General features: G+C 44.2%; 10 protein-coding genes and 1 pseudogene. 4 read left to right on the top strand and 7 right to left on the bottom strand.

The features are described 5' to 3' along the window. Nucleotides 1-23 precede the first annotated feature (23 nt). Nucleotides 24-1,931: a copper amine oxidase N-terminal domain-containing protein gene (locus EKN16_RS07850; RefSeq protein ID WP_125655181.1), complete on the bottom strand. Its 1,908-nt coding sequence runs from the start codon at nt 1,929-1,931 to the stop codon at nt 24-26. A 262-nt stretch (nt 1,932-2,193) separates the two neighbouring features. On the opposite strand from EKN16_RS07850, the gene EKN16_RS32630 reads away from it, so the two are divergent. Further along, nucleotides 2,194-2,640: a hypothetical protein gene (locus EKN16_RS32630; protein ID WP_179955596.1), complete on the top strand. Its 447-nt coding sequence runs from the start codon at nt 2,194-2,196 to the stop codon at nt 2,638-2,640. 630 nt (nt 2,641-3,270) lie between these two features. Here EKN16_RS32630 and EKN16_RS07840 read toward each other — a convergent pair. Further along, the gene (locus EKN16_RS07840; RefSeq protein WP_125655179.1) at nt 3,271-4,830 is read right to left on the bottom strand and encodes a stalk domain-containing protein; all 1,560 of its coding nucleotides are present in this window, start codon (nt 4,828-4,830) and stop codon (nt 3,271-3,273) included. 95 nt (nt 4,831-4,925) lie between these two features. Here EKN16_RS07840 and tnpA point away from each other — a divergent pair, with 95 nt between their 5' ends. Continuing rightward, entirely contained in the window at nt 4,926-5,108 is a 183-nt protein-coding gene (tnpA, locus tag EKN16_RS33705; RefSeq protein ID WP_260182949.1) for an IS66 family insertion sequence element accessory protein TnpA, read from the top strand. A 558-nt stretch (nt 5,109-5,666) separates the two neighbouring features. Here tnpA and EKN16_RS07830 read toward each other — a convergent pair. Continuing rightward, nucleotides 5,667-6,005 (bottom strand): VOC family protein, encoded by a 339-nt coding sequence (locus EKN16_RS07830; RefSeq protein WP_125655177.1) that lies wholly within the window; start codon nt 6,003-6,005, stop codon nt 5,667-5,669. Nucleotides 6,006-6,484: 479 nt separating this feature from the next. Here EKN16_RS07830 and EKN16_RS07825 point away from each other — a divergent pair, with 479 nt between their 5' ends. Then, nucleotides 6,485-7,702, top strand: coding sequence for an IS110 family RNA-guided transposase (locus EKN16_RS07825; protein ID WP_125655175.1), 1,218 nt, complete (start codon nt 6,485-6,487; stop codon nt 7,700-7,702). Nucleotides 7,703-7,885: 183 nt separating this feature from the next. Here the strand turns inward: EKN16_RS07825 and EKN16_RS07820 are convergent, their stop codons facing one another. The 4 genes from EKN16_RS07820 to EKN16_RS07805 form a co-directional block, all read right to left on the bottom strand. Further along, nucleotides 7,886-8,332, bottom strand: coding sequence for a hypothetical protein (locus EKN16_RS07820; RefSeq protein WP_125655173.1), 447 nt, complete (start codon nt 8,330-8,332; stop codon nt 7,886-7,888). 182 nt (nt 8,333-8,514) lie between these two features. Beyond that, nucleotides 8,515-9,126 (bottom strand): hypothetical protein, encoded by a 612-nt coding sequence (locus tag EKN16_RS07815; RefSeq protein WP_125655171.1) that lies wholly within the window; start codon nt 9,124-9,126, stop codon nt 8,515-8,517. Between the two features lie 181 nt (nt 9,127-9,307). Beyond that, the gene (locus tag EKN16_RS07810) at nt 9,308-10,150 is read right to left on the bottom strand and encodes a copper amine oxidase N-terminal domain-containing protein (protein ID WP_125655169.1); all 843 of its coding nucleotides are present in this window, start codon (nt 10,148-10,150) and stop codon (nt 9,308-9,310) included. Between the two features lie 187 nt (nt 10,151-10,337). Then, the gene (locus EKN16_RS07805; protein WP_125655167.1) at nt 10,338-10,907 is read right to left on the bottom strand and encodes a DinB family protein; all 570 of its coding nucleotides are present in this window, start codon (nt 10,905-10,907) and stop codon (nt 10,338-10,340) included. Nucleotides 10,908-11,250: 343 nt separating this feature from the next. Between EKN16_RS07805 and EKN16_RS07800 the strand changes: the two are divergent. Beyond that, nucleotides 11,251-12,469, top strand: a pseudogene (locus tag EKN16_RS07800) (IS110 family RNA-guided transposase). Nucleotides 12,470-12,530 lie beyond the last annotated feature (61 nt).

The raw sequence follows: 12,530 nt of genomic DNA, 5'->3' as shown, positions 1-12,530 counted from the left end.
CCCGGTTTGACGGGCGCCCCCAACTATTTTCCTGTTTTCTCCGATGAAGCTGCCGCAGGGAGCAGCTCGATCGTAGACGAATCATATACGCTAATCCTGCCTTTGCCCAATGGGATATTTTTCATTGTACCGTCTGAAGCTTTCCCTGAAGCCGGCATTTTGAATTTGATATCATAGCGGCCGAACTTCGCCGTCCCTGTGTAGATAAGAAGCGATTTTTTATCCGTGTTGGAGTAGCTGTCGGTCGGCATCCAGTAGACGGATACTACGCTTGATTCACTCCAATATTCAACATTTGCGCCTGTGATATGAAGCGTCTCTCCAATACGGGCCGGATTGGGCCCGACCGATATACGAGGGGGTTGAACTTTCAGATTTTCAAAATCACGGTTAGCTTGGCTGTCGTTCAGAACGAGACGTTTATTGCCTTCAAGATCGATGGCCAATCCTTTAGAAACGGCATACAATTGCAAAGCGTCGCCTTCAGTGAAACTGATTTCCATGCCATGAAAAAAACCTTCTGTTATTACAGGGGGGCCTGTTGTCTCCTCTACGCCCTTGGATGCGAATTTTTTCAAAATGCCGCAGACGGTGTTAATGGATTTTCCGTCCTCTTTGTTGTCTCCAATAAGAGGGATATATAGGAGATCCCCGTCCTGCATAACCACTGATTTTATGGTCTCCTGCTTGCATCCGGAAGCCAATTCGCTGACACTGCGATTTTTGGGCAATGCATTCCTCTCTTCCTCGTAGGATGGCCGATCATAAGACAAAAAGACATTGTTGTCTTTCTTGTTGTCGACCGGACTATCGTAAGAGAAACTCAGTGTGCCATGCCCCATATCGCCGGCGAATTCCAACTCGTCCCCGTGATAGGGAACATCGTTGCTGCGGGCATATTCCAAATCTTTTCCGGAGAGAAGCTTGTCGGCAAGTACCACCGTTGTATTGTCTTTAAGGTCGATCAAGGTGAGGAGTCCGGTCCGGTTCGGCCGAACGACTAAATAATCCTCGCCGATCATAAGTACGGAATAAACCTCATCCTTGCCTGCAAGCGCGGGCAGATCATATTCCTTGACAGCTTTGCCCTGCTCATTGAATACGGTCACTATCTTGCCATCGGTCAGCACCGAATACAGGAGCCATCCTTTTGGATTATAGACTTGAAAATAACTCACATTTTCCTCATAACGCTGGAAGTAGCTCGCTTTCTTCTGACTGACGATCTTATTGTTTTGAATGAGAATACCGTATGCGTCGTACTGAACTTGAGGTTCGCCGTAATTGTCAACAATAGTGAGAACCGAACCGATCCCCCCTGCATTGACGGAAACGCTGCCTTTGATGGAGGCATCCAGCTTCCCGTTAAAAACAGCTGGGGATTGCTCATCCCGGGCAGTATAAAGATCGCCGGTTTTTCGATTCAACCAAATGCCGCTCCAAACCTGTGGTTTGATGAAATCATCGACCCGTATAATGCTGACCGTCTTCAGCGATGGTTCCCATTTCACGTCTGCACCGGTAGCCTCGGAGAAGAACCGCAGCGGCACAAAAATTCTGCCTTCGACCATGAGCAGTGGCGCCGTCAATTCGACCGTTTTGCCGTTGACCGCTGCATTCTTCGAGCCGTAAACAAGTTTCACGGTCAGCTCAGGATAGTTCATCGTCACCGTTTTGGCTGATGAAATCCAGGCGACCATGGTTCCGAGCAGCTCCCCCATATCTCTTACCGGCAGGTACACAGACCCGTCGCTGACGAATGGAGCGGTCTTCGGTTTATATTCGCTCCCGTTAAAGGTAACCTTGATGCTTTCAGATACTGAAGCTTTGGTTGCGGCATGAACCTCAGATGAACCGGATGATGGATGAAATAAAGTGATAACTAATGCAGTAATGCATGTTAGAATAAGCCGTCGTGAATTACGAAGCAAGGATATAGCCTCCTGTCCAATATAATTCTGAATTTATGAATGATGGGTCAATCAACAATTAGACGATTGAGGATCATAAATGTTGCATATATTCCAAAAAACAGGTGAAAAGCCGCTATTCATAGGTAACGGCTTTCGTTGTAGGCGCATCGGCTTTGCCGGCCGCGCTGTCCAATGAAAGCTATCCAACCCATTTCGCCACCTGTGCCAGCTTACTCAAGGTCATTCAAGGGTCCCGCTGACCAATTAGGGGTAATACCCCATGCCCATCAAGCTAAGAACTCAGAATCGAGTCAGATACTACCATTTCTCTCCTGATCTGAATCAACAGGGACCTGAACGTTTTCAACGAAAACGGTTTTTCTATTACAGCTCATTGACTGGATTAAGCAATGTGAATGCACGCACGTTGCGATGGAAAGCACAGGGGTATTTTGGAAGCGAAGCAGCGCATTCCGTTGCAGCGTCAAAGAATTATCTCGGCGCCATGTATAGACGTACAGCTGCACGAAAAGGTAAAAAACGAGCAGCCATAAATGTGGCTCATGCGATGTTAAGAATTGCCTTCTATCTCTTAACTCGTAACGAAATGTATGTAGACTTAGGTGAAGATTATTTTGACAAACAGAAGCAACAATCTCTTGTAAAGTATGCCGTTCGGCGACTAGAAAACTTAGGTTACTCTGTAACCATTTCAGAAGTCTCCTAATCCTCCTCTAAGATAACCATATTCTTTATTTCAGGCGCTGTGCCTTTTAAAAAACGAATAAGCTGCGTCTTCTTTAGTGTTGTCTTTTTCTGCAACTGCGGATTTTATTTTCATGGGAGCAGAATAAATGGCTGCCACTCGGCAGCCATTTTGGTACTGAACTCCCTCGTGTCCCGTTAAATTCCTGTAATGTTATTACTTCATTTATTCGCTCAAATATCACTTAATATTGTTTGCGAGAAAATTGATAATTAAAATGATTAGCCCATTATTTCTCCAAACTTTGAGAACCAATTACTTTTTAACCAACTATTCATTTATTATTCATGATGATCAATACGGCATAAAATCGAGAAAGTTAAAACCTCTTGTCGGCAATCGGATCATATTTGTGGTCTACATCGGCAATATTCTTGTCACCCGACAATTGTCTAAGGACACAAATCCACCAACATAAATGACACAAATGTGCCAACATAATCTTATTTGTGTCGTCGCCGTGGGCGTCCGTCGCCGCCGCGGGTAACGACCTGCCGAGCGGCCACCGTCGCCTTGCATCCTCGAGTGATGAAGGGTCCCGAGAAAAGACCAAACGCGCCTGTCCCGGGACAAGGACAGGCGCGTTTCACACTACCATGTTGTGATCTTGACGACATATAGCGAGGCATCATAAACGACCTTATATCCGAAGACCTCGCTGACGAATCGAAGCGGCATATACACTTGGCTGTTCCACGTACGGTAACCGGCTTCCATGCGAACCTGATTTCCGTTGATGGTCGCATATGCATCGCTCAGACGGTACATCATCGTCGTGTCGCCTTTTCGCGCGATGATGATCTTCTTCTTGGCGTCGAATGAAACGGCGGCTCCCAACCGGGTGAACAACTCGCGTATAGGTACAAAGACGTACCCCTGACTCAGCAGCGGCGCCTTGGCAAGATGCATGGGCACGCCGTCAAGCGTGACTACGATCTCCAGCGGCCGCTGCGGTGGCTGAGGTGCGGGGAGAATCTTGGCATAAGGATCAGTAAACGCGATTATCTTACTTTGGCCTCGATCCGAATAGTAGGCGGAATACATGATTCCGGAGTCCGTACCCACGATCGAAGCAGCCGGCACGCCACTCGCAACATGGCGCCATTTTTCGCTGCCGTCCGGGTTCAGGGCAAGAATCGCATTTCCCCTTCCCCATAGATACACGTTTCCGATACTATCCCTTGTGAGTCCCTCCGCGATTCCGCCGACATGAGACTCCATGCTCATCTCTCCATCTGGACCGAACACATGCAGCCTGTTCCCGATCGGCATATAGATCTGCCCGTCATAGATGGCCGGCACACCTGAATTGCCGTCATAAAAAGCGGATGACGTCCACTTCAACTTGCCCCCTTTGTCGACGACGTACAACGCATCCCGGCCCAAGACCAGGTCGCCCCACGGACTGATGAGAACCGGCTCCTCTAGTGCCCCGAGTCCTTCCAGCTCCAGCTGCCACTTGATCTTCCTGTCGCTCGTTACCGCATACAGCGTGGACATCTGTTTGCGGTACTCCGTAATGCCGCCTTCCGTAACCATATACGCTTGAGGATCGTCTTCAAAATCGCCTGCCACCTCTCGGGCATGCACCAGATACGCCGTGCCCTCCGAATCGAACGTAGCCGGAGAGAACCAGCCCTTCGAATCCGTAAGCCGCTCTTCCCACAGCAGGCTGCCATCAGGGTGGATCGCATACAGCGAACCGGAATGGTTATCGGCGGCATAAATAACCCCCTGATGAAGGGCCGGTTTCGCGGAGAACTTGGAGCCGGGCAGCTCGAACTGCCAAGCGGCTGACCCATCTTCTGACCGAATCGCCGTTAAACGTTCGGCGGACACATAGAGCAAGCCGCGTTCTTCGTCCACCTCAGGACGCGAAAAAGCAGGACCGGTCGGAGTTTCGAACCTGATCGTGCCGTCCGGCTCGAGGGCGGTCAGCCACCCTTCCTTCCAATCCACGTGGGAAGCGACGTAAAGGGTCCCTTCGCGATCGATGGTCGGCGTTGCCGCGATGCCTTTAACCTGCTGCTCCCACTGTATGGCAGGGCCAGGGTCCATCTCTGCCGCTATGGCTCCGCCTGGAGCACCGGCCAGCATGACGAACGCGGCGATGATCAGCAGCGCCCTTCTGTAGTAAGGATACATGTTCATGATGTTTCCTGCTTTCTTAAGAGAGTCTACTTGGACGTTCGAACCTTAAGCGTCAAACCAAGCCCACCTTCAACATTAAATCCATTCATGAGAAAATGAAGGCAACTAAACAACGTCGTCAAGCATGGATCGTGCGTATCACAGATTACAAATCCAGCGGCCTTACCATGTCAGCATGGTGTACCACCAATCACTTTAAGCTAGATCAACTCAAATATTGGCTTCGCAAAACGAAAGAAACCTCTTCCTCCGTTTCATCCACTCCTTCTAAACGTTAGGTGCCGCTCACGGCTTTGAGCCAACCAAATACGCTTATCTCTACGTCCTCTCTTGTTGTACGTATCGGACAAGCCAACATCGCCATCATCGCATTTTTGAAATTAATTCACAAAAGCGACCATGGTTGAGATATAAGTCATGAGTAAGGAAGTGGTCTGTAAGAACCACTTCCTCACGCAAGTTGGCGTATTCGCAGGATTACAAAGAAAGCACGGAGTATCGGGAGATGTTACGCAAAAGGGCCAAGACCCGTTCCGTTAGAAAGACCGACCTCCACCCCATAGATAGGTGTAACGAAGGAATGAAAGGGCATTTGACCCGTTGAGACATGGGAGCGACAATCGCTAAGGGTTGTGTGGAGAATACGTGCAGCATATGGAATGAATTGGGTGAGGATACCCCCGCCTCTCTTTCCGCACGCCTTCTAATGGCTCGAACATAGCAAGTCCTGGCTCTCTTCCTTCATCACCGAATCTAAAAGGGATGAAATCCTGCGAATACACGAGCTTTCGTGAGAAAATCAAATCATATCGAGGGAGTTTTATAACTCGTTAACCTTAACTGGCTTGGTCAATAATCAAAATTGCATTTCCTTCAGAATCAATTACGTGAAACCCAAAGGATTGTGCGCCGTATTGTGCAACCACTTCATCAACTTTAGCACCTCTTAATTTTAATTCTGTGTGTGCTTTATGAATATCAGGAGCTTGGAGGCTAAACACAGCCGCATCAACTATTGGTTTGTGGTTTTCACCCCAATCCATCAATAAAAGTCTACTGCCATTTTCCATGACTAAATCTGATAGCCCTAATACGATTAAGTACCAATCCTTGGCACGTTTTTCATCTTCACACGAAATATAAAGATCAACAATGCGATTATTAATAAGAGTCAAGAAACCGTCCCCTTAACAAAATTATTTGATTATTTACATTCGTGTAATTGCCTATATTTTCCTGCTTGAGTCCAATATTTTTTTGCAGATAACTGCCCGTCCCTCAATGAATGACGCTACTCGTCGATAGGGACATCTGTACATAATCTCCTATTTTGTGTAGATGTAAAAGGATCCGCCGCGACGGATCCTTCTGTTGTTTTATTGAGCTATCGTCTCCCGTTAGCCATTCATGCAGCGCAAGACCAGCGCTGCACCACAGAGGATGAAAATGGATGAAATCCGTCAATACTTCTACTACGGCTGGGTGAGGAAGGTCGATCAACTATGGTGCCTTAGAGCCCATCCGTTAGTCACAGTCCACCGACCACGGTGCATCACAGAATGTCGCTCCTTCGGGAAGCACTCATGGTAGATTAATCCTATTTTGGTTGTTGCACCAGTCCCCAATATTCAAAGCCGTAGAAAGGACAATTTCAATGGATATACTCATTGAGCGCGCATGTGGCATGGATGTTCATAAGGATTCCATTACTGCATGTACAATGACACCCGAAGGAAAGGAGATTCAAACGTTCTCTACTAAAACCGTATTTCTACTCCAATTAATTGACTGGATTAAAAAGCATGGTTGTACCCACGTAGCGATGGAGAGTACAGGCGTATTCTGGAAGCCAATAGTTAACCTATTAGAAGCTGAAGATATTGATTTTTTAGTTGTAAATGCTCAGCATATGAAAGCTCTCCCCGGACGTAAAACGGATGTGAAAGATGCGGAATGGATAGCCCAACTTCTTCGTCATGGGCTGCTAAAGGCAAGCTTCATTCCGAACCGTTACCAAAGGGAACTGCGAGAACTAGTTCGTTATCGCCGAAGCATCATTGAAGAACGAGCTAGACAACATAATAGGATTCAAAAAGTGTTAGAAGGAGCAAATATCAAGCTTGGGTCTGTGGTTTCAGATATTATGGGTGTCTCATCTAAGGACATGCTTCACGCCATCGCAGAAGGTGAAGAAGATCCGGAGAAATTAGCAAGCTTCGCTCGGCGAACGATGAAAAAGAAAAAAGATGAACTTGAGCTCGCTCTTCGAGGTTACGTTAATCCTCATCAACGCATGATGCTTAAAACCATTTTAGGTCACATTGACTTCCTCACCGAACAAATTGAGAGGTTAGATCAAGAGGTTGCCCAGAGAGTTATTTCAGATCAAGAAGACATCGAGCGATTAGACTCTATCCCTGGAATTGCCACTCGAATGGCTGAACAAATCTTAGCTGAAATAGGAACAAACATTAAAGAACAGTTTCCAAGTGCGGCTCACTTATGTTCTTGGGCAGCACTCGTACCTGGACATAATGAGAGTGCAGGCAAACGGAAATCCTCTAAAGGAAAGAAAGGAAACAAATATTTAAAATCTGCATTAACAGAAGCCGCACACTCCGTAGGTGCTTCAAAAAACTATCTTGGCGCTATGTACAGACGAACATTAGCACGAAAAGGCAGAAAAAGAGCAGCTGTTGTTGTGGCCCATGCCATGCTGAGAATCGCTTATTATCTGCTGACAAGAAAAGAAATGTATGTAGACTTAGGTGAAGATTATTTTGATAAACAAAAACTTGGAGCTATTGTACGGAATTCGGTTCGAAGACTCGAAACCTTAGGCTACAACGTTACCATTTCGGAAGTCTCCTGATCCACGGATCACCAATATCCAAGGCGCTGCATATTTTTAAAAAATCAAAGAGCCGCGTCTTCTTTAGTGCTGCTCTTTTCTTCGACTCCCAGCTTTTAATTTTCATGGTAGTTAAAAACGATGACATTGAACTGTATGTGATGCTTTCGTTTTCTAGTGATTCTTTTAAATAAGTCTGTTTCACTACTTAATTTCCGTGATTTGGAATGTCCCAGTTCCTCTAGTTATAGTGCTCCCTACTAGCCAATCAACTTCCACTTGTACAGGCGTATTAATTGGCAATGTTAAATCAGATAAAGTTATTTTTTCATTCGAATCCAGTTTTGAAATCATTGTTTGAGAATCAGCTTTTACCGTTTTACCTGAAAGCTTTACTTTTGTGTCAACTCTATAATATATCGTTACACTTTTAACCGAAGTATCACCAGAATTTTGAAATTCAATATCATATCCTTGTTGCCCAAGAGAATTGATTTTCGGTACCAACGCTAATTTCCAATGTTCTAAACCGCTTTGCTTCGTTAAATTTGTATGAACAGAACGAACTTTAGTATCTATTTTGTCGGTATCTTTTGAACACCCTGCAAAGAAAACTACAAGGCATGCCAATAATATGGACAACTTTCGCAAGACATCATCTCCCCTGTTATCTAAAGTATTCGTGAAATATTATTTGTTTTATGGAATATTAAGAAAAACAAGCTTTTGCATTATGCGTAACGAGGCTGCCGTTCAATCAACGGCAGCCTCGTGGTGTAGTTCATTGCTCTATCGTACCGAGGGAGCTTAACAATTGAAAGACATTTTTTTTATCAATTGCCTCCAATATGAAAGACACCAATTACGGTTTTACCATCAACATCGTATAGTGGGTAGTCATAACCACCTGGGGGTCTACTGTTCTGTATAGCTATAGCTTCTTCGGGCGTCTTTGGTTGCTCACCGTCTAAATCTTTTTTCAGCACATATCCCACAGTGCCATCCACACCTTCTGCTTGAATTAAATCAGGTTCCGTTTCTGGAGAAGTAGCATCTGCGGCAGAACCGTATGTCTGTCCGTTTTTATTTTTAGGATAGTTCATATTCTTAGGGCTAATATACAAAGAACCAATTATGTTTACTCCATCAACATCATAAAGTGGGACACCACCAGGTTCACCGAGATAATCTTTTTTCAGCAAATATCCTTTAATGCCATTCACACTTCCTCCATGGATTAAATCAGGTAGCATTTCAACGGAGGTGGCTTCAGCAGAACCGAATGTCTGTCCACGTTCATTTTCAGGATAGTTGAGAGAATTTGTGAGGCTTTGATTAATCGTGCTTTTAGCATCGCTTTGAAACGCCATAGTACCTCCCACTACGCAAATGGTTAAAACAACACCAACAATGATTATTCTGATGCGTTTCGAGTAAACACTCATTTTCTCACTCCTTAAAAATACTCAATTGTAAATGTATGGTCGTAAACTCACCAATTACTTATACGATTCCAGTAGTTGGAAGTTGCGCTATTCTGCCAGTTAGCGTAACGAAGAGCCGCCCGAAGGCGGCCCTCATGGAACTATCGTGTCCCGTGAATCAATATGACCTTTTAGAGCCTCTTCAGAAGGAAAAACTTAATTTTTTGAGTTTGTTGTTCCAAGTTAGTTTTGCATCGATAATTTCTGCAACCTGTCGTGCGGGAATAAAAGTAATTCCATCATATCGTTCAATAACGGTATCCATAATGACTTCTCTCTCACCGATAAGTACGGTGTTAAGTCCAACCTGATAAGTATACTCTCTCCCCATATAATTTAATGTTACGCTGTCGTCATTCTCATTTGTTAGAGCAACCTCTATTCCAAACCTACTCATAAATGCTTTGGTCAAAGGGACCATAACCCGGTTATCTTTATTAGAATAGAAGTAATCATATGGTCTATTTACAACCAAATCCTCTGCATTAATGGAGACGGATACATCTAATCGTTTTTGGAAATCTTCTATGAGAGATTGCCCCTCAAATTTTTTCTTGTCGCTTTTTTCCTCAGGCAATAATGGTCTGGCTGTATTAATATACACCTCATTCGATGAAGTAAATATCTTAGAATCTATTGTTATCACGTAATAGATTTCCCCAACCTTGAAGTCAAAACCGCCGCAGGAACCAGATGCGTATGGTGTCCATACTTTAGCTAGCGCTTTTACGGTACCTTGTTCAACTTTGTAAACTTCTAAAAAAACATCTTTTCCACTCCGCCCATCATCTCGAACCTCAAGTACTTTACCAACAAACACATTCGATTCCGGCTTTGGTTTGGTGATATTACCGTTATAATCGCATGCTGATACTTCCTTACCTTTAACTATGAGACCACTTATCCCGACTACTGCCACAATGAATAAGAGGATACACTTCCTAACTGCTCCATTTTTCCATACTCCGCGCATAAAATCTCCCAAAAAATTATCACCTCATATTACTGCCATATTATCCCACGCCAACTATACTAATGATAGTTTTGTTGCGTTAAACTGTCCATTTTGCGTTCTCCCGCCCGTTAATTGAACGAAAGGCTGCCGTTCGTGCCTGCAGCCTCGACCTGTTGATTATTCAACTATCGTGTTCCGTTAGCGTAATGACGTTAATCTAGTCAACCTTGTTTCTACTAAACTCTTCTCGTACGGTCTGCATTTGAATAATATGACGTTTGGCATGCTGACACAAGAAATAAATATATTGGTAAACATCAATCTTTCCGAGATTGTTTACAGTCATCGTCGTTTTAAATAAAATGCCTTCCCCGTTTGGTATTTCTCTAAGTATTTCTTTGCACTCATTTATTTGTTCTTCCATGATTTTTTTTATTTCTGATATTGTTTTATCCCCCACCGGTTCCATATGCTCAGGTCGTATCCAGACAAATGATTTATGTTTATCAATTTGGTCAAGCTCCTCTAAATTGTACTCATAAGTAGAAACAATTTGATTTAGGTTTACCTTAATTGCAAGGTCTTTAGCCTTTTTCTTACCTTTACGAATCAATATTAACAAGAAATGGTTAGTTAATGTCACATGTTCTAATATTTCTTCAATGCTCCAACCTACTTCAGGTTTAAAATTAAGTAATTCCGGTTTTCCTTCAAACCATGCATAGTAATCAATCAAGGTTTTTGAAAGTTCCTGTTCTATAAACTGTATTGCTTTCTGTACTGTCATAAGCTTCCCACCTTAGAATAGGATCAAATCTCGGCTAATTTATATATTCTTACCGCACCGCAAAGTCATAGTGCAACTCAATATTAACACATATTGGAAGTATCCTGCCCGTTTGCCACACATGCAGCGCAAGCGCTGCACCACAGATGATGAAAATGGAAGAGTCTGTCCATACTGCTACTATGGCTGGGAGAGGGAGGTCGATACGCTATGGTGCCTTAGAGCCCATCCGTTAGTCTGACTCCAACGATCACGGTGCATCACAGATTGTCGCTCCCTTTCGGGAAGCACTCATGGGAGATTAATCCTACTCTGATTTAGCCATAGAGAGGATGTTTTTAAGGTGGAAGTTGTCATTGAACGGGCATGCGGTATGGATATTCATAAGGATAACATTACAGCATGTATTTTAACGTCTAAGGGAAAGGAGATTCGAACGTTTTCAACGAAAACGGTTTTTCTATTACAGCTCATTGACTGGATTAAGCAATGTGAATGTACTCACGTTGCGATGGAAAGCACAGGGGTATTTTGGAAGCCTATCGTCAATCTGCATGAAGCTGAAGGCATCGAATTTTTAGTGGTGAATGCCCAGCATATGAAGGCACTGCCCGGACGTAAAACAGATGTCAAAGATTCGGAATGGATTGCAAAACTTCTTCGTCATGGACTCCTCAAAGCAAGTTTCATTCCAGATCGAAATCAACGGGAGCTACGGGAACTTGTTCGGTATCGTCGAAGCATCATTGAAAGAAAGGGCCAGACAACATAATCGCATTCAAAAAGTGTTGGAAGGAGCTAATATTAAACTCGGCTCTGTTGTCTCTGATATTATGGGGGTTTCCTCTCGTGATATGCTGCATGCCATTGCAGAAGGTGAAGATGATCCCGAAAAACTAGCAAACTTCGCTAGACGCACCATGAAGAAAAAAAAGGATGAGCTCGAACTTGCTCTTCAAGGTTATGTAAATCCACACCAACGCCTGATGATTAAGACCATATTAACTCACATTGATTTTTTAAGTGAACAGATCATATTGCTGGATCAAGAAGTCGCTAAGCGGGTAACTCCTTTTCATGACGACGTCGAACGTTTAGATTCGATTCCTGGTATCGCCACGCGAATGGCCGAACAGATCATCGCGGAAATTGGGACGGAAGTTAAGAAGCAGTTTCCCAGTGCAGCGCACTTATGTTCATGGGCAGGACTGGTACCTGGACATAACGAAAGTGCAGGAAAAAGGAAATCTGCCAAAGCCAAAAACGGAAACAAATATCTCAAATCTGCTCTAGTTGAAGCAGCCCATTCCGTTGCAGCATCAAAGAATTATCTCGGCGCCATGTATAGACGTACAGCTGCACGAAAAGGTAAAAAACGAGCAGCCATAAATGTGGCTCATGCGATGTTAAGGACTGCCTTCTATCTCTTAACTCGTAACGAAATGTATGTAGACTTAGGTGAAGATTATTTTGACAAACAGAAGCAACAATCTATTGTAAAGTATGCCGTTCGGCGACTAGAAAACTTAGGTTATTCTGTAACCATTTCAGAAGTCTCCTAATCCTCCTCTAAGATAACCATATTCTTTATTTCAGGCGCTGCGCCTTTTTAAAAAACGAATA

This window comes from Paenibacillus baekrokdamisoli, from assembly GCF_003945345.1.
Taxonomy (GTDB): domain Bacteria; phylum Bacillota; class Bacilli; order Paenibacillales; family Paenibacillaceae; genus Paenibacillus_Z; species Paenibacillus_Z baekrokdamisoli.
Note: the sequence above shows the minus strand (reverse complement) of the source record. Positions and strands in the feature narration are given on the sequence as shown.